This is a genomic window from Micrococcaceae bacterium Sec5.1 (assembly GCA_039636795.1).
Classification (GTDB): Bacteria; Actinomycetota; Actinomycetes; order Actinomycetales; family Micrococcaceae; genus Arthrobacter.
The window spans coordinates 4919183-4939853 of sequence record CP143430.1; the positions used below are offsets into that span (position 1 = coordinate 4919183).

The 20671-nt window shown below is 63.5% G+C and carries 17 protein-coding genes; 8 read left to right on the top strand and 9 right to left on the bottom strand.

Annotated elements, in window-relative coordinates; translation table 11 throughout:
• Position 1 precedes the first annotated feature (1 nt).
• From VUN82_22525 to VUN82_22540, 4 genes are all read left to right on the top strand, one after another.
• Positions 2–2047: a bifunctional aldolase/short-chain dehydrogenase gene (locus tag VUN82_22525; protein XAS71820.1), complete on the top strand. Its 2046-nt coding sequence runs from the start codon at positions 2–4 to the stop codon at positions 2045–2047.
• Between the two features lie 8 nt (positions 2048–2055).
• Entirely contained in the window at positions 2056–3519 is a 1464-nt protein-coding gene (locus tag VUN82_22530) for a rhamnulokinase family protein (protein XAS71821.1), read from the top strand.
• Positions 3520–3711: 192 nt separating this feature from the next.
• On the top strand, positions 3712–4143 hold the full coding sequence (gene panD, locus VUN82_22535; protein XAS71822.1) for an aspartate 1-decarboxylase: 432 nt from the start codon (positions 3712–3714) through the stop codon (positions 4141–4143).
• Positions 4144–4304: 161 nt separating this feature from the next.
• On the top strand, positions 4305–5231 hold the full coding sequence (locus VUN82_22540; GenBank protein ID XAS71823.1) for an AEC family transporter: 927 nt from the start codon (positions 4305–4307) through the stop codon (positions 5229–5231).
• 75 nt (positions 5232–5306) lie between these two features.
• Here VUN82_22540 and VUN82_22545 read toward each other — a convergent pair whose 3' ends face one another.
• Together VUN82_22545 and VUN82_22550 are read right to left on the bottom strand one after the other, a co-directional pair.
• Positions 5307–7943, bottom strand: a complete 2637-nt coding sequence (locus VUN82_22545; protein XAS71824.1) for a trehalase-like domain-containing protein — start codon at positions 7941–7943, stop codon at positions 5307–5309.
• Positions 7944–8054: 111 nt separating this feature from the next.
• Positions 8055–9044: an LLM class flavin-dependent oxidoreductase gene (locus VUN82_22550; protein ID XAS71825.1), complete on the bottom strand. Its 990-nt coding sequence runs from the start codon at positions 9042–9044 to the stop codon at positions 8055–8057.
• Between the two features lie 284 nt (positions 9045–9328).
• Between VUN82_22550 and VUN82_22555 the strand changes: the two genes are divergently transcribed.
• A complete protein-coding gene (locus VUN82_22555; GenBank protein XAS71826.1) occupies positions 9329–10318 on the top strand; it encodes an ABC transporter substrate-binding protein in 990 nt (329 codons plus the stop codon).
• 81 nt (positions 10319–10399) lie between these two features.
• Here VUN82_22555 and VUN82_22560 read toward each other — a convergent pair whose 3' ends face one another.
• Together VUN82_22560 and VUN82_22565 are read right to left on the bottom strand one after the other, a co-directional pair.
• Positions 10400–11329, bottom strand: coding sequence for a threonine/serine dehydratase (locus tag VUN82_22560; protein ID XAS71827.1), 930 nt, complete (start codon positions 11327–11329; stop codon positions 10400–10402).
• 88 nt (positions 11330–11417) lie between these two features.
• Positions 11418–12305 carry an aldo/keto reductase gene (locus VUN82_22565; GenBank protein XAS71828.1) on the bottom strand — a complete coding sequence of 296 codons (888 nt, stop codon included), beginning with the start codon at positions 12303–12305 and terminating at the stop codon, positions 11418–11420.
• A gap of 118 nt (positions 12306–12423) precedes the next feature.
• On the opposite strand from VUN82_22565, the gene VUN82_22570 reads away from it, so the two are divergent.
• The 3 genes from VUN82_22570 (at position 12424) to VUN82_22580 (ending at position 15071) form a co-directional block, all read left to right on the top strand.
• Positions 12424–13299: a helix-turn-helix transcriptional regulator gene (locus VUN82_22570; GenBank protein ID XAS71829.1), complete on the top strand. Its 876-nt coding sequence runs from the start codon at positions 12424–12426 to the stop codon at positions 13297–13299.
• A gap of 42 nt (positions 13300–13341) precedes the next feature.
• Positions 13342–13785, top strand: a complete 444-nt coding sequence (locus tag VUN82_22575) for a GNAT family N-acetyltransferase (protein XAS71830.1) — start codon at positions 13342–13344, stop codon at positions 13783–13785.
• A 131-nt stretch (positions 13786–13916) separates the two neighbouring features.
• Positions 13917–15071 carry a VCBS repeat-containing protein gene (locus VUN82_22580; protein ID XAS71831.1) on the top strand — a complete coding sequence of 385 codons (1155 nt, stop codon included), beginning with the start codon at positions 13917–13919 and terminating at the stop codon, positions 15069–15071.
• A 183-nt stretch (positions 15072–15254) separates the two neighbouring features.
• Here the strand turns inward: VUN82_22580 and VUN82_22585 are convergent, their stop codons facing one another.
• The 5 genes from VUN82_22585 to VUN82_22605 are packed head-to-tail and all read right to left on the bottom strand — an operon-like array spanning position 15255 to position 20661.
• Entirely contained in the window at positions 15255–16607 is a 1353-nt protein-coding gene (locus VUN82_22585; GenBank protein XAS71832.1) for an NtaA/DmoA family FMN-dependent monooxygenase, read from the bottom strand.
• Between the two features lie 11 nt (positions 16608–16618).
• Positions 16619–17704, bottom strand: coding sequence for an LLM class flavin-dependent oxidoreductase (locus tag VUN82_22590; protein ID XAS71833.1), 1086 nt, complete (start codon positions 17702–17704; stop codon positions 16619–16621).
• Positions 17701–18534: a DUF1684 domain-containing protein gene (locus VUN82_22595; GenBank protein XAS71834.1), complete on the bottom strand. Its 834-nt coding sequence runs from the start codon at positions 18532–18534 to the stop codon at positions 17701–17703. The genes VUN82_22590 and VUN82_22595 overlap by 4 nt, the downstream gene beginning before the upstream one ends.
• Complete coding sequence (locus VUN82_22600; protein XAS71835.1) at positions 18518–19684, bottom strand: LLM class flavin-dependent oxidoreductase; 1167 nt, start codon at positions 19682–19684, stop codon at positions 18518–18520. The genes VUN82_22595 and VUN82_22600 overlap by 17 nt, the downstream gene beginning before the upstream one ends.
• The gene (locus tag VUN82_22605) at positions 19681–20661 is read right to left on the bottom strand and encodes an ABC transporter substrate-binding protein (protein ID XAS71836.1); all 981 of its coding nucleotides are present in this window, start codon (positions 20659–20661) and stop codon (positions 19681–19683) included. Before VUN82_22605 ends, VUN82_22600 begins: the two co-directional genes overlap by 4 nt.
• Positions 20662–20671 lie beyond the last annotated feature (10 nt).

Sequence of the window (20671 nt, forward strand, 5' to 3'; positions counted from 1 at the left end):
AATGACCAACACAGCTAATGAGTCCGTACAGCAACTGATTTCCCGCTCCAACCGCCTCGGTGCGGACAAGCGGAACACCAACTTCGCCGGCGGCAACACCTCCGCCAAGGGCACCGAGAAGGACCCGGTCACGGGCCAGGACGTCGAGCTCCTCTGGGTCAAGGGCTCCGGTGGTGACCTCGGCACGCTGAAGGCCGAAAATCTGGCGGTACTCCGGCTGGACCGGCTGCAGGCACTGAAGTCCGTTTACCCCGGCGTCGAGCGTGAAGACGAAATGGTGGCCGCCTTCGATTACTGCCTGCACGGCAAGGGGGGCGCTGCGCCGTCGATCGATACTGCCATGCACGGCCTGGTGGACGCTGCGCATGTTGATCACCTGCACCCCGATTCGGGCATCGCGATTGCGACGGCGGTGGACGGCGAAGCGCTGACCTCGAAGGTATTCGGCGAGAAGGTTGTGTGGGTTCCCTGGCGTCGCCCCGGTTTCCAGCTCGGCTTGGACATCGCCGCGATCAAGGAAGCGAACCCGCAGGCCATCGGCACCATCCTCGGTGGCCACGGCATCACCGCCTGGGGTGCCACGAGTGAAGAGGCTGAGGCCAACTCGCTGTGGATCATCGATCAGGCAGAGAAGTTCATCGCGGAGAACGGCAAGGCAGAGCCCTTCGGCGCGAAGCTCCCCGGCTACGGCGCACTGCCCGAGGCCGAACGCAAAGCCAAGGCAGCCGCCCTCGCTCCGGTGATCCGCGGCCTGGCCTCCACGGACAAACCGCAGCTGGGGCACTTCAGTGATGACGCCGTCGTGCTTGAATTCCTCGCCGCGGAAGAGCACCCGCGCCTCGGCGCGCTGGGCACCTCCTGCCCTGACCATTTCCTGCGCACCAAGGTCAAGCCGCTGGTCCTGGACCTGCCCGCCGATGCCTCGATCGAGGATTCCGTCAACCGCTTGAAGGACCTGCACGCGGACTACCGCGAGGACTATCAGGCGTACTACGACCGCCACGCCGACGCCGATAGCCCGGCATTGCGCGGGGCGGACCCGGCAATCGTGCTGATTCCCGGCGTCGGCATGTTCTCCTTCGGCAAGGACAAGCAGACCGCCCGCGTGGCTGGCGAGTTCTACATCAACGCCATCAATGTGATGCGTGGTGCCGAGTCGATCTCCACCTACGCGCCGATCGAGGAATCCGAGAAGTTCCGCATCGAATACTGGGCCTTGGAGGAAGCCAAGCTCGCCCGCATGCCAAAGCCCAAGTCCCACGCCACCCGCATCGCACTGGTGACCGGTGCGGCGTCGGGCATCGGCAAGGCCATCGCCACGCGTTTGGCGTCCGACGGCGCGTGCGTAGTGATTGCCGACCTGAACCTTGAGAACGCCCAGGCCGTCGCCGCGGAACTGGGCGGACCCGACGTCGCCATCGGCGTCCAGGCTGACGTGACCGACGAAGCCCAGATCGCAGCAGCGATCCAGGAAGCCGTCCTCGCGTTCGGTGGCCTGGACCTGGTGGTCAACAACGCCGGCCTGTCCATCTCCAAGCCGCTGCTGGAAACCACTGAAAAGGACTGGGACCTGCAGCACAACGTCATGGCCAAGGGCTCATTCCTGGTGTCCAAGGCCGCGGCCAAGGTCATGATCGAGCAGGGCATGGGTGGGGACATCATCTACATCTCCTCCAAAAACTCCGTGTTCGCCGGCCCGAACAACATCGCCTACTCCGCCACGAAGGCCGACCAAGCCCACCAGGTCCGTCTGCTGGCTGCTGAGCTGGGCGAGTACGGCGTCCGCGTCAACGGCATCAACCCCGACGGCGTGGTCCGCGGCTCCGGCATTTTCGCCGGCGGCTGGGGCGCCAAGCGCGCTGCGGTGTACGGCGTGGACGAGCAGGAACTGGGCAAGTACTACGCCCAGCGCACCCTGCTCAAGCGCGAAGTCCTGCCGGAACACGTTGCCAATGCAGCCTCCGTGCTCACCAGCAATGAGCTGTCCCACACCACCGGCCTGCACATCCCCGTGGACGCGGGCGTCGCTGCGGCCTTCCTGCGCTAAAGGCCGTCATGAGCAAGGGTTCAACCGCGAAGCCAGTCTTCGCCGCCATCGACATTGGCGCCTCTTCCGGTCGCGTCATGCTGGGCCGGGTCTCTCCCTCGGCAGGGGTCTCGCTTGAGACGATCCACCGCTTCCCCAACGGGGTTGTGGAGCTCGACGGCGGCCTCCGCTGGGACTTCGACGCCCTGTTCGCGGAGGTACTCAAGGGCTTGACGGCGGCCACTGCTGTAGCGCGTGAGAATGGCGAGCGCATCGTCAGCATCGGCATCGACACGTGGGCCGTGGACTACGGCCTGGTGAACGATGCCGGCACACTTACCGCGCAGCCGTACAGCTATCGGGACGAGCGCAGCCGCGCGACGGTGGAACGTGTGCACTCCTCGATCTCCCCGGAGAAGTTGTATGCCACAACGGGTTTGCAATACCTGCAGTTCAACACGCTCTACCAGCTGGCGGCGGAACCAAAGCTGGATGGTTTGCAGGCTCTCCTCATCCCGGACCTGATCGCCTTCCTCCTCACGGGAGAGCGACGGACCGAGGCGACAAACGCCTCCACCACAGGGCTCTTTGATGCTGTTGCGGGAGAGTGGGCCACACAGTTCCTGGACGCACTGGGCCTGCCCGGAGACATCTTTCCTCCCCTCATTCAGCCGGGCGAAACCGTGGGCACCCTCCTGCCGGGCATCCTCGAACAAACGGGATTGCCGGCGGACACCAGGGTGGTTGCGGTTGGATCCCACGACACGGCTTCGGCTGTAGCGGCTGTCCCCGCTGAAGTGCCGGACTTCGCCTACATTTCCTCGGGAACGTGGTCCTTGGTGGGCATTGAGTTGGACAGCCCAGTGTTGAGCGAGGCAAGCCGCAAGGCCAACTTCACCAACGAACGCGGTGTGGACGGAACCATCCGGTACCTGCGGAATGTCGGCGGGCTCTGGCTGCTCAGTGAGTGCCAACGTGCTTGGGCGGCACAAGGGTTCAGCCAATCGTTGACCTCCCTGCTGGACGCGGCCGCAGCGCTCCCCGCCGGCGGTCCACGAATCAACGCCGATGACCCCGCCTTCACAGCCCCGGACAACATGCCGGATCGCATCCGCGCAGCCGTGCGGAACACAGGTGCCGTGCTCGCGGACCGGCCTGCCGCCGTCGTGCGTTGCATCATGGACAGCCTCGCGGCCGGTTACGCCCGCACGCTGGCGGAAGCTGAACGGCTCGCGGGCCGCCATGTGGACGTGGTGCATATTGTGGGCGGCGGTTCGCAGAACCGGCTCCTATGCCAACTCACGGCGGACGCCACGGGCAAACCCGTGATTGCCGGACCTGTTGAGGCGACTGCACTGGGCAACGTCCTGGTTCAGGCGCGCGCTGCGGGTGTGGTGGAAGGTGGGCTTCCTGAACTGCGCGCCCTAGTAGCCGCTGGGACGGACCTCGAACGCTACGAGCCGGCCCAGGCGGTAAGTGGCGTACCTTCCTGACCCACTTTGAAATGGCGGCAGCCCCGAAACAACCGAAATAGGATGTTTCGGGGCTGCTTCCTTGTCCAGCTCCTGTGAATGTCTATGAATGTTGTGAATCTCTACCTGTCTACAAGCAACGCCGCCGACGCCCGCCGAACGTCTGGTACGTCACAGCGCCGGATGAGGGTGCCGCGCTAAACTGATCGCATTATGATCCGCACAATGTTCAAGTCCAAGATCCACCGCGCAACGGTGACCCATGCCGATCTTCACTACGTCGGTTCGGTCACTGTCGACCTTGACCTGCTGGACGCGGCTGACATCCTTCCGGGCGAACTCGTCTCCATCGTTGACGTGACCAATGGCGCCCGGCTGGAGACCTACACCATCGCCGGCGAGCGCGGTTCCGGCGTGATCGGGATCAACGGCGCTGCTGCCCACCAGGTTCATGTGGGGGATGTCGTCATCCTCATCACCTATGCCGAGATGACTACGGAAGAGGCGCGCGCCTACGAGCCCAGGGTTGTCCATGTCAGCAAAGACAACAAGATCCTGCAGCTCGGAAACGACCCCGCAGAGGGCCACACACCTGGGCTGATGCGTCCGCCGCACGCGCTGAGCAACGCAGCGCACATGAGCTAACCCGGCCAAAAGCCAAACCTCGACGTCGGCACTCACCTGAGTGCCGACGTCGCGCTTTTGGTGTCCGTATGACGGAACTCTCGCCAGAAAACGCTTACTCAGCGCAGCGATGTGGCTAGGCTGTTGTTCGTGACCCACGACCTCCCCGCCCGCACGCCCTCATGATCGGCGTCCTGTCCGGGTTCTTCGTGGTTTGGGCCATCATTCTGGTGGGCATGTTCGTCGGGCGTCGCGGAATCCTGGGTGAGAATGCCCGCTCGGTCCTGAGCTCGTTGACGTTCTTCGTCGCAAGCCCTGCACTGCTGTTTGAAACCCTGAGCAAAGCGAAGCTGCACGAAGTGTTTGCCGCCCCGCTGCTGGTCACCGCGGTGGGTGCCATCATCACGGGACTGCTGTTCTTCCTCATCGTAAAGTTCTGGCTGAAGCGCACTTTGCCCGAAGCCCTGATGTCATCGATGAGCGCCTCACTGGCGAACTCCGCGAACCTGGGCATCCCGATTGCCGTTTTTGTCCTGGGTGACGCGAGCTACGTTGTGCCGCTGCTAATCTTCCAGCTCGCGTTCTACACGCCCCTGTACTTGATGGCCCTGGACGCCAGCACGAGTACCCACCGCACCACTCCCCTGCGGTTCCTGCTCATGATTGTGAAGAACCCGATGATCGTGGGCTCGGGGCTTGGACTTCTGGTGGCAGGAACGGGTTTCCAGGTGCCCGCGCTCATTCTGGAGCCGATCCACCTGATTGGTGGCGCCGCGATTCCAGCGATGCTGATGGCGTTTGGCATGAGCTTGAACGGATCGAGGCCTTTGCAGAAGGATGCCGGCCGCCGCCTGGACACGCTGCTGGCCAGCGGGTTCAAGCTGTTCGTGCACCCTTCAATCGCTTATGTGTTTGCCCGCTTTGCCTTGGGGATGGACGGTCATGCCCTGTTTGCCGTGGTGGTGACGGCGGCGCTCCCGACGGCCCAAAACGTGTTCGTGGCCGCCACCCGCTACCGCGCCGGTGTCACCGTTGCCAAGGACACCGTGCTCATCACGACAATCGTCGCAGTGCCCGCAATGATCGCCGTGGCCCTGCTCCTCACCTAGGCCTCCCCGCCCAAGTAGGGGACAGATAACGCTCCACTCGGGCCTGGGAGGAGCGTTATCTGTCCCCTAGTTGGGCTACTCCACGTCGGCGCTGGCCAGGTAATGGTCCAGGAGCTGCGCACACCGGATAAAGCCCAGGTGCGAGTATGCCTGTGGGTGGTTGCCAAGGTGCGTTTCCGAGGCAGGATCGTACTCCTCCGGAAGCAGGCCAGTAGGACCGAACAAAGCCACCAGCTGGTTGAAGAGTTCCAGCGCATCATCCAAGCGTCCAACAGCAAGGTATGCCTCGATCAGCCAGGTGGTGCAGATGTGGAAGCCGCCCTCCAAACCCGGCAGGCCGTCGTCGTACCTGTACCTGAAAACGGTGGGACCCACACGCAATTCGCGTTCAACAGCCGTTACGGTGTCCAAGAACCGCTGGTCTTGGACATCCAGCAGGCCGGACAATCCGATATGCAGCACGGCGGCGTCGAGATCGGGGCTGTCGTAGGCCACGGTGTAGGAAGCCGCAGATGAATCCCAGCCCTCGCGGAGGACTTCCTCGCGGATCTTGGCGGCTATCGGCGCCCAGTCCTCGTGTGCCACGCGACCATGCAAAGCAGCAGTCCGCACAGCCCGGTCCAGCGTCACCCAACACATAACCTTCGTGTACACGTGGTGGCGTGGGGGTCGGCGCGCTTCCCAGATTCCGTGGTCGGGCTCGTGCCAGCGGGCAATGACCGCGTGGGCCATCTGCTCCATCAGGAACCAGTGCTCATCCGGCAGGTACCCGCGCCGCTCGCCAAGATCGTGAATCAGCTCGGCAATCGGGCCAAAGACGTCCAACTGCACCTGGTGGTCGGCCGCGTTTCCGATCCTCACCGGACGCGAACCGGCATAACCCGGAAGGCTCTCGACGATCGCTTCCGTGGACAGCGGAGCACCCGTCACAGAGTAAAGTGGGTGCAGCCACTCCGGCCCGGGCGCAGTCTCCAGGATGCGGCCAAGCCAGCGAAGGAACCCGTCGGCCTCGTCCGTGGAGCCCAAGCTCACCAAGGAGTTAACGGTCATGGACCCGTCGCGCAGCCAGCAATACCGGTAGTCCCAGTTGCGCGTCCCGCCGATGCCCTCGGGCAGCGATGTGGTTGGCGCCGCCAGGACAGCACCTGTTGGCTCATGCACCAGCGACCTCAGCACCAGTGCCGACCGCCGTACCAGCGAGGTCTTGATGGTGGGAAGCTGCAGCGCTTTGACCCACTCCCGGGCAGACTGCCCGACGGCGGCACGCCGGGTCGGCTCTCCAGTCGGGTCTGCGGGGGGCGGCTCAGTGTCACCGCAGCGCAGGTTCAGCACGACGGGACCATACTGCAGCGGCACTTCTGCGGTGGCGGTGGCGTACCTGCCGTCACTGCTGATCTGGAAGGCAACCCCCGGCGCCGAGAGGATGATGGGATCCGAGGTGCCCATGATGTGGACTTCCTCGCCACGGATCTCCATGCTGAACGGCGCAGTGGCATAGTCCGGCCGGGGCGCGAACACTATCCGTGCCGTGCCCGTGCCGGACAGAACACGGACCAAGCTGGTGATGCCTTCAGGCGCAGGCTCAAGATAGTCGGTCACAGTGACATCGGCCCAACGAGTCTCCACGATCATCGTGTTGTCCACATAGCGCTGTGCGAGTACTTGCGAACCCTTGACTGGCTCGATGCTGAAGTGGCCCGCCGGGTCACCGCCCAGGATATGGGCAAACAGGGACCCCGAGTCCGGCAAGGGGTGGGTCATCCAGCAAACCTTGGCGTCAGGGGTGAGCAACGCCGTCGACGTGCCGTTTCCGATCATCGAATGCCGCTCCAGCCCCACGGCGTCCTCGCCGAACAGCCAGGCCCGCCGCAGTTCGAACAACAAAGCCAGCACGCGCGCAAAGGCTTCCGGATCCGGAATGGTGTGTGCCGCCGTCGTACTCCCGGGACCGACGTGAAGGCCAAGGTCAGGACCGCGCAACGTGGCGAGCGCCTTTTCGTCGCTTAAAGCGTCGCCCGCGTAAAGGGCAGCGCTCACACCCAGGCGCGAGCGAAGCTGTTCCAGGGCCTGGCCCTTGGCCGGCTCCTCAACGGTGAGGTCCAGCACGGAGCCGTCGATGATGAAGTAGAGCCCGTACTCAATGGCAATCTGCTGGGAACGGAAGATGACGCGTTCCACCACTTCCGGCGTCGCGGGTCGGGTGTGGACAGCTACGCCCACCGGTTTGCGAACGATGCTGATGCCCTTCTCGAAGGCAACCGCTTCAGTCAATGACGTGGCTACCTGCTGGAGCAGGGTTTCCGTGGCCAGGGACAGGGTGTACGCATAGCCCATGTCGAACTCAACGCCGTGCGAGCCCACCAAATGAACTTCTGCGGGCAACCTGGAGACCGCAGCAAGGTCGCGCAGGGACCGGCCGGAAATGATGGCCGTATGCGTATTGGGGAGTGCTGCGAGCGCACGGAGAGCCACAGCCGCACTATCCAGCGGCAGGGTCTCGGTGGAGACGCCTTCAGCTGCACAGAGAGTGCCGCCATAGTTGCACGCCACCAGCAGACCCGGGACGCGGGCAATGGCCCTAAGCTCCGTCATCAACTGCGGTGTGATGCCCTGCTGCGCGTCCGTCCGGAGCAAGGTCCGGAGCAGGCCAAGCGGCAGCGAATTCATCAGCAGCGCAGAGTCTGCGGCTGATTGATTTAGGGGCGTGGGCATAGCGGATCCTTCCACTGCGGATAGCTATAGTCTCCGCCTGTGGAGTTTCGGCGTCATGCCTAAATCATTGCAAATGCGTAAAGCTTTCGAATTTATTTTCGATGCCGGCCCCTACGCCGTTACAAGCCCCGCAACCTCGGCAACCAACTCCACCGAGCGCAGGCGTTCCTCAGTGCCAATGCTCTGGTGGGCGACAATGAGTTCGTCCGCATCGGCGTGCTTGGCGAATTCGTCAAGGTAGTCGCGCACAACGTCCGGCGTACCGACGGCGGAGAACTTCATCATTTGGGCAATGTGCTGGCCTTGCGGGGAATCCAGCACCATGTCCGCTTCGTCGTCCGTGAACTGTCGGCCGCCGCCAAAGAACAGCGAGACACGGGCGCGCTTCACGGCGAGGTGGATCGCCTGTGCCTCGGCATTGCTGTCAGCTGCCGTGACGTTGACCCCGGCGATGACGTGCGGCTCGGACAGCTGTTCCGAGGGCTTGAAGTCCCGGCGGTAGATGGCCACGGCATCCTGCAAGGCGGCGGGCGCGAAGTGCGAAGCGAAGGCGTAGGGCAGCCCAAGCTGTGCAGCCAGCTGTGCTCCAAACAGCGAGGAACCCAGGATGTACAGCGGCACGTTGGTGCCCTTTCCCGGGGTCGCTTCGACGCCCTGGATGCGGGTAGGTCCGGTGAGGTAGCCCTGCAGTTCCAGGACATCCTGCGGGAAAGCATCCGAGGACGTATGGTCCCGGCGAAGCGCACGCATGGTGTTCTGGTCACTGCCCGGCGCACGGCCAAGTCCCAGGTCTATGCGTCCAGGGTGCAGCGTCTCCAAGGTGCCGAACTGCTCGGCAATGGTCAGCGGTGAGTGGTTCGGAAGCATGACGCCACCTGCACCAAGCCGGATGGTGTTCGTGTGCGCGGCGACGTGCGCGATCAGCACACTCGTGGCCGAGGAAGCGATGGCTGACATGTTGTGGTGCTCGGCGTACCAGACCCGGCGATAGCCCAGCTCTTCGGCCTTCTGCGCCATGGCCACGCTGCCGGCGAGGCTTTCCGCCACGGTCTGGCCCTTTCCGATGGTTGCCAGGTCCAGGATGGAAAGAGGAACAGTCACGGGGAATGCCTTTCGGTACGTTTCGCGGCACCCGCACTGTTGGTTGGCGGGCACTCTAGCGACAACGACGGCGGACCCCGGCTTATTTCTGTGAGTTGCGTCGCTGAGGGGTTTCTTCCGGTTTTCCCCAGAACGTTTGTGACCTCGTTCGACTCCCGATTAACCGCAATTACCCCCTGTATCCCAGCGTTTCGGAGCGCTTTGACCGGGTCCCTGCCCTGCCGGATAGTTGCAGCAACAAGTACGCATCCGACATCCCAATCTGGGAAAAATAAGGGGAAACCATGGCACGTTTTGCAGCCAAGACCGGCCTGACCGCGGCGTTGGCCGCTACGGCTCTTCTGGGGCTCGCCGCCTGCTCGGATCCGGGCGCAACGGCGGCGACAGCACCGTCTTCGGGCTCTTCAACGGCCTCCTCCAGCGCGGCCAAAGAGTTCAACCTGTCGCCCGAACAGAACCGCATCAAAGTAACTGTGGACTCCGCGGCCGCGGCCCTGGTTCCGGAAGCCATCAAGGCCGATGGCAAACTGACGGTGGTCTCAACCGGTGGGACGCCGCCGCTGAGCCTGTTCGCTACGGACAACAAGACCCTGATCGGCAGCGAGGTTGACCTCGCGTACGCCATCGGCGAGAGTCTGGGCCTGCAAGTCGAGGTGCTGCCGGTAGCGTGGGCTGACTGGCCGTTGGGCGTCGAATCGGGCAAATACGAGGCCGTCCTCTCCAACGTCACAGTCACCGAAGCACGCAAGGAAAAGTTCGATTTCGCGACCTACCGCAATGACCTCCTGGGCTTCTATGCCAAGGCCGACTCGGACATTTCAGAGGTCAAGGAGGCCAAGGACGTCGCTGGCAAGCGCGTGATCGTCGGCTCCGGCACCAACCAGGAAGCCATCCTGGTGCGGTGGGACGAGGAGAACAAGAAGAACGGTTTGAAGCCGGTTGAGTTCCAGTATTACGACGACGACTCCGCCTCCCAGCTCGCCCTCCAGTCCGGACGCGCGGACCTGACGTTCGGGCCCAACGCGTCCGCAGCCTACAAGGCGGCCAAGGATGGAAAGACCAAAGAAGTGGGCACGCTCAATGGCGGCTGGCCGCTGAAGGCTGAGATCGCCTTCACCACCAAGAAGGACAACGGACTTGCTGCGGCAGCGCAGGCTGCCATCAACCACCTCATCAAGGACGGCAGCTACGGCAAGATCCTGGACCGTTGGGGCCTCTCCTCCGAGGCCATCCCGACATCCGAATTGAACCCGGCAGGCCTGCCCAAGAAGTAGGAACCGCTGTGGCAGGGCAGACCTGCCGACGTCGAATCCCCGCCGGACACCAACCGGCGGGGATTCTTGCGCTGGACCCTGCTAGAAGTGTGCTGGATCGGTGTTGGCCCCACAAAGAATGACCGCGACCGTCTCACCATCCTTGGGCACGTAGGCGCCGGACAGCAGGGCGGCGTAGGCTGTCGCCGCACCGTGTTCCACCACCATTCGGTAGTCCTCCCACAGCTTGCGGCGGGCCTGGACGATGTCTTCGTCGCTGACCAGCACGCTCTGCACACCAGTGCGACGGGCAACACCAAATCCAATCTCGCCAATTCGCCGCGCACCCAGGGAATCCACGGCGACACCGGAAACGGCCACATCCACCGGCTCTCCCTTGGCCAAGGCCGTGTGCAGCGTGGGAACCGTCTCGGGCTCGACGCCCACCACATGGGCCCGGCCTTCAACCGCCGCCGCAATGCCGCCCATCAATCCGCCGCCGCCTACAGCAACGAGGATGGTATCGACGTCGGGCAGTTCGTCCAGCAGCTCCAGGCCAACGCCGCCTGCGCCAGCCACAATCTCGGGCTGGTCATAGGCATGGCAATAGACCGCGCCGGTTTCCTCGGCAAACTTCACAGCTGCAGCGTAGGCCTCGGCGTACTCAGAGCCTCCTTGGACCACGCGGGCCCCGCTGGCGTACAACTTGTGGACCTTGGTGGCGGGTGCGGCCTCGGGGACGAACACCGTAGCAGGGACTCCGAGCTTGGACGCCGCGTAGGCGTTGGCCAGGCCCGCATTGCCCCCGGACGCCACCACAATGCCAATCTCCGGGTCCAGTTCGCCATTCTCCCGAGCCGTGAGCAACCGGTTGAAGGCGCCGCGGGCCTTGAACGTTCCCGTGTGCTGCATGTACTCGCACTTGAACCACAGGTGATAGGGCTCCTGGTTGCCGCTCTCAGCCACTGGTGTATGCCGAACCCAGCCTGCCGTCCGTGAGTACGCTGCTTCTACTTCTTCACGTGTGACCATCGTGTGCTGCACCTTTCGTCCGTTTCATCCTATGGTTCGGGCGGTGATGCTGGGGTCCTGGTTTACGGGGGGCTTCGGCGTTCGGCGCTCAGGCCTCGGGGATCACCATGGCGAAGCGCTCCGGACGGGCGACATCCGGATCCGGCCCATTGCGCACGCCGAGATCCAACGCGTCGATGGCCGCGAGTTCTTCCGTGCTGAGCTCGAAGTCAAAGACATCGAAGTTCTCCGCGATGCGCTGTGGGTTGGTCGACTTGGGAATGGCTGAGCGGCCTTGTTGCAAGTGCCAGCGGATCATGACCTGGGCCGGTGTTTTGGCATGGGTCCGCGCGATCGCTGCAACGGCGGGATCTTCCATCACGTTCCGTCGATCTCCGCCCCAGCCCGGGTAGAACGTGATTCCGCCAATGGGTGACCACGCCTGGGTGAGGATACCGTTTGCTGCGTCCGAGTCCTGGACGTCGGGCTGCGTGAAGTAAGGGTGAAGTTCGATCTGGTTTACGGCAGGAACGATGTCAGTTGAGGCGAGCAATTCCTTGAGGTGGTGCGGCATGAAGTTGCTGACACCGATTGAGCGGACGCGCCCATCCTGGAGGAGTCGCTCAAGCGCCTTGTACGCTTCGATGGTCTTCTCGAACCGGTCCGGGGCGGGCTGATGCAGGATGAACAGGTCCAGGTAATCGACACCGAGCTTGCCGGCGGCCTTGTCCCAAGCATGCAGCGTCTGCTCGTAGCCGTAATCGCTGACCCAGACTTTTGTCTCGATGAAGACCTCATCCCGCTGCAATCCCGATGCCCGAATACCTTGGCCCACCTCCCGCTCGTTCCCGTACGCAGCGGCGGTGTCGATGTGCCGGTAGCCCGTGGCCAGGGCTGTCTCGACAGCAGCGGTGGTTTCCTCGGGTGCGCTCTGGAAGACGCCCAAGCCGAGTGCCGGCATCGTGACGCCATTGTTGAGGGTTAGTTCAATAGTCATGATGTCCACGCTATTCAGGTGTGCCATGCTGTGGGAGTGCCCGTCGTTACCCCCTTGGGCGTTCCAAGTAATACCAGCCCCTCCCTCGCTCCCTTGCTGACGGCGTAGCGTTGCTCTCATGAGTCATAGCGAGGACGTACGGAAGTTCCTGACCTCCCGGCGTGCAAGGATCAAGCCCGACGCCGCAGGATTGCCGGCATACGGCGGCAACCGCCGCGTGGCCGGGCTGCGCCGCGAGGAAGTGGCGATGCTGGCCGGGATGAGCATCGATTACTACATACGGCTCGAGCGAGGAAACCTTTCCGGAGCCTCGGACAGTGTTCTTGAGTCGCTCGCCCGCGCCCTCCAGCTTGACGACGCCGAGACTGCGCACCTTTTCGACCTGGCACGAGCGGCCACGGCCGCGCCGCGGGTGAGGCGGAAGCGCAGCCCAAGGACGGTGCGCCCAAGCGTGCAGCGGGTCATTGATGCCATCACCACGGCACCGGCGTGGGTTCGGAACGACCGCGGCGATGTCCTCGCTGCCAACGAACTTGGCGCAGCCCTTTACATGGACCTGATGGCCGAAGAAACAACCCCTCCCAACAGCGCACGATTCACCTTTCTCAACCCCAAGGCACGCCAGTTCTTCGCAAACTGGGAGCGCAGCGCGGACGACATCGTCGCCGTCCTGAGGTCTACCGCGGGGAAGAATCCTTACGACAAGGACCTCACTGACCTGATCGGGGAACTCTCCACGCGCAGTGAGGAATTCCGGGTCAGGTGGGCCCGGCACGATGTGAAGTACCACCGGACGGGTCGGAAAAGGCTCCACCACTCGATCGTCGGCGACCTTGACCTGAGCTTCGAATCCCTTGAGTTGTCCGCGGACCCAGGGCTGCGGATCAACGTGTACACCGCAGATCCCGGCACACCTTCGGAAGACGCATTGAAAGTGCTCGCCAGCTGGGTGGTTACCCAGCGGATTCGCGAAGAGGCCACTGTTCAGGAATGAGGCCTGTCCGGAAACAGTGCCGAAGCATCTAGGCTGGGAAACGTGCCTCCAGAGTTCACCTTGCGCCCCTCTTACAGTTCCGATGCCATCTGGATCGCCGAGCTTCGTGCCGTGGTGATGCGTCCGGACCTCGAACGGCTGGGTCGCTGGGATCCGGTGCGGGTCCGGGAGCGCTTCCTGAAAGCCTTCCAGCCGGAGCACACCTACGTGATCCATACTGCAGGCGTGGATGCCGGGGTGATCGCAGTTCGCCAGGAGCCGGACGCCCGGTGGATTGAGCACTTCTACGTGGCTCCGGCCCATCAGGGCAAAGGGCTGGGTGGCGCTGTACTTCGGCACGTCATGGCGGCCTCCGTGGATGAGAGGCCCTTCCGTTTGAACGTGCTGCAGGGAAGTGCGGCACGGCACTTGTATGAGCGGCATGGTTTTGTTCTGGAATCCGAGGACCAGATCGACGTCTTCATGCTGGCGGCTGGCAACCCCTGAGTTCCGCAACCCCTGACCAGGGCACCCCAAGTGCGGTAACGTCAGCACATCGACGCAAGCTTCCGGGGGGGAACACAGTGGGGAACGTTCAAGCGCGCACGAAACGATCCAAAGCGGTCTCAGCGGTGGCCATGGCGTTGGCAGCAGGGCTGCTGGCCGCCGGAGCGCCACCCTCCGTCGCGGCGTCCCAGCCGACGCCCTATATCGACGGCGTACCGTACGTCGGCGCGGAATTACGCCGCCAGTACAACTACGACTACTCAGCTTGCAGGAATCCCGACGGCACGGGTGAGGGCATCACCCTGGAGTGGTTGAGGGACGGGGTGCCGCTTCCTGCCGAGCGGCAGGGGGAAACCCTGCGGGTCCTTCCCGAAGACCAGGGCCATCGCATTTCGATGAAGGTCTACCCGCTTACCCCGGGCCAGTCGGGTTGTCCGACGGGTACCCAGGTAAGCCCGGAAACACTGCCCGTCAAAGCCTCCAGCAGGGCCATGGGCTGGACCGGTCGTGGCAACTTCGAACCACTCGCCCGTACCCACGATGGTCGCCTCATCCTGTATCCGCGGACTTACACCTATTACAAGGGGAGTTGCGAGGGCGCGTGCCCTACGTACTGGGGTGCGTGGGACGAGCCCGTGCAGATTGGCCAAGGCTGGAACGTGTTCAACATCGTCTTCTCACCCGGCGACTTCGATGGTGACGGCTTCAATGATCTCCTCGGCAGGGACGCGGCAGGCAACCTCTTCCTCTACCCGGGCGATGGCGAGGGTGGCTGGCTTGAGCGCCAACAGGTGGGCCAGGGTTGGAACGTTTTCAACACGATCGTCGGACCGGGTGACTTCAATGGCGACGGAACCAATGATGTCCTTGCGCGAAACCCGGCTGGAGATCTCTTCCTTTACCCCGGCGATGGCAGCGCAGGGTGGCTCGCCCCCACGAAAGTGGGCCAAGGCTGGCAGATGATGAACAAGATCATCACTGCCGGCGACATGAACGGCGATGGCCCCGTGGAAGTCTATGCAAGAGACGGCAATGGGCGCCTCTTCCTGTACCCGGCAGATGACGCTGGTGGCTGGCGGCCATCGTCCCTCATCAGCGGCGGTTGGGATGTCTTCTCCGAGATTGCAGGACTCGGCAGTTTTCCGCACTCCAAGTACAACGACCTCGCTGCCATCAACGGGAACGGAGATTTGGTCACCTATTCTGCCGGAGCGTCCACCACAGTCCTCTGGGGCCCATATGGTCCCGTGGGCCGCGGTTGGGATGTCTTCGAGGAACTCCTCTAGTTTCCTGCGTTTAGAGCGTTTGGCCCCACACCGCCAACTGCAAGTGGATGGTTGCTCGCGACTCGTCAACCACTGCTGAACGATTTTGCTGGATCATTCCACCATCCACGCGATGGAACCCGCGTACATCCGGGCACCTTCCTGCCCGCCGACGGAATGATCCGGCAAAGAATGCCGCCAACATCAGGCCGGCACCGACTCAGTGGATCGTACGGGTGTCTCAATCCCCAGGTTTTCGCGCAGCGTGGTCCCGCGGTAGTCCGTAGGGTAGACCCCGCGTTCCTGAAGTTCCGGTACCAAGTGGTTCACGATGTCGTCCAGGCCAGTAGGGATAAGCCACGGTGAGATGTTGAACCCGTCCACTGCGCCAACGCGGGCGTACTCGGAGAGGTGGTCGGCAATGGCGGTATAGGAACCGGTAAAGGTCGCGTCCACCCGCGCTGTGCGGGAGGTGACGAACTGGCGGATTGAGAGCCCCTTGTCCTTGGCCTCAGCCCGCCACTGGTCCGCGAGCTGGCGCGCCTTCGCTCCATGGAAGCCGCTGCCGCGCGTCTCCGATGTCTCCTCGACTGCCGGATCAATCTCCGGAAGCGGACCATCGGGATCGTACTCAGTGAGTTCGCGGCCCCAGAACTGCTCCAGGTACGCAATGGCTTGCTGCGGCCCAATCTGGAGGCTGCGGACCCAGGCCTTCTTCTCCTGGGCTTCCTGATCGGTGGCGGCCAGGATGAACTCGCTGGCCGGCATAATCTGCACCGCGTTGGCTCCGCGGCCGGCAGCGACGGAGCGCGCCACAATGTCGCGGCGGAACTCTACAGCGTCATCGAACTTTGGGTGGGCGGAGAAGATCACGTCAGCCTGGCGCGCAGCAAAGTCGCGGCCATCCGGGGAGTCGCCGGCCTGGAAGAGCACGGGACGGTACTGGGCGCTGCGGGCCAACCGCGGGGTGACGTCCACCGTGTAGTGCTGGCCCTCATGAAGCACAGGGCGTGCCGGCCCCGAAGAGGTCTCCCACGAGTCCCAGATGCGTTTGGCGGTCTCAACAAATGCTTCGGCATGCTTGTACCGGTCGGCATGATCGAGGTATCCCCCGCGACGGAAATTGGCTCCAGTCCAGGCGTTGTCCGTGGTGACCACGTTCCAGGCAGCCCTTCCGCCGGAAATCAGGTCCAGGGAGGACAAGCGGTGTGCAAGGTCCGCCGGATCGTTGTATGTGGTGTTCTGCGTTGCTACGAGTCCGATGTTCCTGGTGACCGCTGCCAGGGCCGCGAGCATGGTCTGCGCATCAGGCCGGCCAGCGACGTCCAAGGCATGTGGGCGGCCGAGGTGTTCGCGCAGGCGCAACCCCTCTCCGAGGAAGAACGCCGCGAACTTCCCCCGCTCGGCGGTCTGGACTATGCGGCGGAAGGATTCGAAATCGGTTTGCGAACCCGATTCCGACGCCTTCCAAATCGTGCCGGAGTTGACGCCCTGGAAGAAAATGCCGAACTGGATCTGACCCGTCGGCTGGAAAATAGCACGGTTGTGCTGTGTCATGGTGATCCCCTTTAGTTTTCCGAGCCAATGGCTGCAATGGTCGTATTCGCGTAGCGGCTCGCCGGACGTTCCAGGCCCAGCAGATCGCGGAACGTCCCATCCTGCAGAGGCGCACGCAAGGATCCACGCTGGCGGAGTTCTGGCAGCACCAGGCGGGACAGTTCTTCCAATTCCACATCCAAGACGGCCGGGTGGAGACGGACGCCGTCGGCCTCCTTGAGGAGCGAATCGAGCACGTCAGCCAGACCAGCCGACGAACCAACAAACCGTGCCCGGCCCGCTTCTGCAGTCGAACCGCTTTCCGCCGAGGAAGCGAAACGTGAAACGGCAGGCTGCCCGCGCGAGTCAAGAACGACGTCGAGCTCTGCAACAACCGCAACCGCAGCTCCAAGCCGGGCCCGCACATCGCGAACCTCGGCAACGAGCAGTTCGGGCGTCGGAGCAGACACCAGCACAGCATCCACGGAATCCACCGGAACCAAGCCTTCGCCCACCAAGGAGGCAGCGGCGAGCACAGGCAGCTGACCTTGCAACGGCCGGGGGATGATGGACGGACCCTTGACGGAGTAAGCGGGACCGGCGAAATCGGCAGGAGTTTCGAAGTCCACATAGTGCAGCTTGTCGACGTCAAGGTAGCGACCCGTGGCGACATCGCGGATCACGGCGTCGTCCTCCCACGAATCCCAAAGCCGGCGGCCGACTTCGACGGAGGCCGCCGCTTCCTGCGCCAGCGCTTCGCCGCTCACATGGGAACGCCCGACGGCGGCCGCGGCCTCGGACGAGTCCACTGCGGTGACGATCCACCCGGCCCGCCCGCCGGACACGTAGTCCAGGCTGGCAAGCTGCGTGGAGATGTGGAAGGGCTCCGTATATACAGTGTCGACTTCCGGTACCAGTGCAATGTTCCGCGTCACCGGCCCGACAAAGGCTGCACGCTGCAGGGCGTTAACCCGCCCCGGGGCCGGCGCGTCGGCGAAGGTTGCTGCGTGGAAACCAGCGGACTCCGCTGCCAGGACGGCGGCTGCAAGGTTCTGGTACCCCGCGCCGTCGAGTTCAATGGCCAGGAACCCGGCCTTGCGTTCTTCGAAGGTGCTCACTTCTGGTCCTGCCGTTCGTAGGGAATCTTTTCGCCGGCTTCGATGGCCACGGGAAGCCGGTTTTCGGCGGGCGGCAACGGGCAGGTGGCGAGGTCGGTGTAGGCGCAGGGAAGGTTGACGGCCCTGTTGAAGTCGAGCTCCACGGAGCCGTCAGCGGCGGGAACCACGGAGAGTGAGCGGTTGGCCGCGTAGGTGGTCTTACCGGAGGTTTGGTCCGTGAACAGCACCAAAAGCGAGCCCGTCGCGTGGCCGTTGAACGCCGTCAGCGCCAGTTCCTGGCCCGCGAGCTTGAAGCGGATCTCGCCCGGGGCCTCGTACACATGCTGGATGCCCTCCACCGCGGCACCCACCGTGGTGGGGCGCGGTGTTTCGAACGGCACGAACGTACCGGCAACGGCAAACGACGCATTCGGTGCGTAAGCGGGCGTCCCCTGGTACTCCTGCAAGAGGGCATTCGACGGGTTGCGTGGCCGCACGATGTACTCGCCGCCGCGCTTGGCTAGCTCGATCACGGTGTCGCCGGAGGCCAGATTGATGCCACCGCGCTCCTCGATAGGCCCGAATTCAAGCGGCTCTGCCTTGCCTGTGTTCAGTTCAACGCCGTCCTGCTGCAGGCTCTCGCCTGGTTCCAGAACAACGCGTACGACGTCGGATTCCACACTCCAGCTACCAGGCGCACCTTCCAACGGGGTCGGGTTGCTGTCCAGCCAGTGGAGGTGGGTCACGGCGAGGAAGCCGTGCGGGTGGGCCCGGTGGAGTTCATGGGCGGAATGCCACTCCTGCCATTCCTCGGCAAAGGATTCGAGTGCTGTTTCAGTGTGCGTAGACACAAGCGTTGTCCGTCCTGTTGAAGGCGTTGTCTGCTGTAACTGTTGCTGCGGCGTCGGGTTCGATGGCCCCAGCGAACTGGGGTCGGCCACCAAAGGGGTCGCTGGATTCCCAGAGTGTGCTCGGCGCGGAAGCGCGGACGGCCGGGATGACCTCCAGCGCGAAGCGTTCCAGGATGTCGAGCTGCTGTTCGAACGGCAACGTGGTGGGCAAGGAGATCGACTGCAGGTCATGCTGATACAGCGAGTGGTAGCTGAGGATCTTGTCGATCACTTGCTCGGGGCTGCCCACAAGGGCGGGCCCCTCGGCCACAGCGTGCTGGATGTCCCGGAAGGGTGAGTTGTTGCCCGGAACGTTGCGGCCGGCGGTCAACGCCTCATACACGGGTCCGTACTGGCGGATGGCTTCCTGCGTGGTGTCGGCGATGAACACACCGCCGGCCCCACTGCCTGAGCCCAGATACTGATGCCGGGGATCGTGGCCGTGGCGCTGGTACTCCTCGCGGTAGTGGTCGATCAGGACCTTGTAGTTCTCCCGGGGCTGGATGGCGTTCGCGGTGAACAACGGATCGCCCCACTTGGCCGCCAGCGCCGCAGACGTAAGAGTTGTAGCCGAGCCGTGCCAAATCCGCGGCGAGCCCGCGAAGGGGCGTGGCGTCGTCGTGGTTGGTTCAACCAGAGGTGACCTGAAGCGGCCTGACCATGTGACGCTCTCCTTGCGCCACAGGGTGCGGAGCATGGCGTACTTCTCAGCGAGCAACTCCCACTGGTCGTCCAAAGTCAGGCCAAAGAGGGGGTACTGCAGCACCTCATTGCCTTTGCCGATCACCAGCTCCAAGCGGCCGCGGCTCAGTTGGTCGATCGTGGCGTAGTCCTCGGCCACCCGGACAGGGTCCAGGACGGACAAGACAGCGACCCCGGTCTGAAGCCGGATTCGTTGAGTGACTGCGGCAATGGCGGCGAGGACCGTCGTCGGAGATGAGGAAACAAACTCACCGGCGTGGCGTTCCCCCACGGAGAAGCAGTCGAACCCCAGTTCCTCGGCCCGGCGGGCCGTTTCCACCACCTGGTTCAGGCGGTCAGCTGTGGAGACGATCTCCCCCGTCACCGGGTTCTTCAGGTGGGGAATGATGTCAAGGACCTGGAACTTCATTTGCCGGTCCCAAAACTTGCTTCTGTGACGGTCTTGGATTCGGGCAGGGCTTCTTCGGAGAGGCCCCAGCGTTCCAGGACCTTGGCGTAGGAGCCGTCCTTGATGGTGGAGTTGAGGGCATCGGTGATGGCTGGGGCCAGCCCGTTGCCCTTGAGCGTGGTGGCGGCAACCAGGGTTTCCGAAGGCCAGCCGGCGTTAACCTTGCCCACTACCTTGAGGTCGTCACGGGTGTTCTCGCGGTACGTCACCGACGGGTAGGGCGCCAGGTTCAGGTCCGTTCGGCCGGAGGACAATGCCAGGATCGTATCGGCGTCGGACGAGTAGTACTGCAGCGTCGCCGGGGTTTTGCCCTTGGCCTCAAGCTCCTTGTTCCACGCCAGCAGGATCTTCTCCTGGTTGGTGCCGGAGCCCACGGAGATCTTCAGCCCCGAGATATCGTCCGAACCCTTGATGTCATAGGTGGAGCTCTTTTTCGCCTCGAAGCCCATGTATGCGGCACGGTAGGTGGAGAAATCGAACAGCTTCACCCGCGCGGCGTTGATGCCCACATTGGAGAACACGGCCTCAAAATCACCGGACTGGGTCTTCAACGGCCAGTTCTCCCACGAGGTCACTTGGAGGTCCAAGTCCAGGCCCAGCTTGTCCGCCACGAGTTGTGCAATGTCCACCTCCACACCGATCGGCGTTTTGTCGTCGGTGGCGTGGAAGGACAGTGGGATGGAGCCTGCGGTGGTAGCAACGGTCAGCTTGCCGTCCTTGGCGATGGCTTCGGGGACGGCGGAGGCTGCGGCACTATCTTTTTCACCACGGATCCGGTTCTGGTCCACAGAGGTGTTGTAGACGACGCCGTTCTTTGCTGCTTCGCTCCCGGGCTTGGCTGCCGAAGCGCCGGGATCGGAGCATCCGGCCAGCACAGGAAGAACGACGGCGGGCAGTACAGCGAGTGCCAGGAGTTTGGTTTGGGTGATGCGAAACATGGAGGACTTC

Coding starts and splice junctions, on each gene's coding strand:
- VUN82_22525 (XAS71820.1), top strand. CDS start 2: ATGACCAACACAGCTAATGAGTCCGTACAGCAACTGATTTCCCGCTCC.
- VUN82_22530 (XAS71821.1), top strand. CDS start 2,056: ATGAGCAAGGGTTCAACCGCGAAGCCAGTCTTCGCCGCCATCGACATT.
- panD (XAS71822.1), top strand. CDS start 3,712: ATGATCCGCACAATGTTCAAGTCCAAGATCCACCGCGCAACGGTGACC.
- VUN82_22540 (XAS71823.1), top strand. CDS start 4,305: ATGATCGGCGTCCTGTCCGGGTTCTTCGTGGTTTGGGCCATCATTCTG.
- VUN82_22545 (XAS71824.1), bottom strand. CDS start 7,943: ATGCCCACGCCCCTAAATCAATCAGCCGCAGACTCTGCGCTGCTGATG.
- VUN82_22555 (XAS71826.1), top strand. CDS start 9,329: ATGGCACGTTTTGCAGCCAAGACCGGCCTGACCGCGGCGTTGGCCGCT.
- VUN82_22560 (XAS71827.1), bottom strand. CDS start 11,329: ATGGTCACACGTGAAGAAGTAGAAGCAGCGTACTCACGGACGGCAGGC.
- VUN82_22565 (XAS71828.1), bottom strand. CDS start 12,305: ATGACTATTGAACTAACCCTCAACAATGGCGTCACGATGCCGGCACTC.
- VUN82_22570 (XAS71829.1), top strand. CDS start 12,424: ATGAGTCATAGCGAGGACGTACGGAAGTTCCTGACCTCCCGGCGTGCA.
- VUN82_22580 (XAS71831.1), top strand. CDS start 13,917: ATGGCGTTGGCAGCAGGGCTGCTGGCCGCCGGAGCGCCACCCTCCGTC.
- VUN82_22585 (XAS71832.1), bottom strand. CDS start 16,607: ATGACACAGCACAACCGTGCTATTTTCCAGCCGACGGGTCAGATCCAG.
- VUN82_22600 (XAS71835.1), bottom strand. CDS start 19,684: ATGAAGTTCCAGGTCCTTGACATCATTCCCCACCTGAAGAACCCGGTG.
- VUN82_22605 (XAS71836.1), bottom strand. CDS start 20,661: ATGTTTCGCATCACCCAAACCAAACTCCTGGCACTCGCTGTACTGCCC.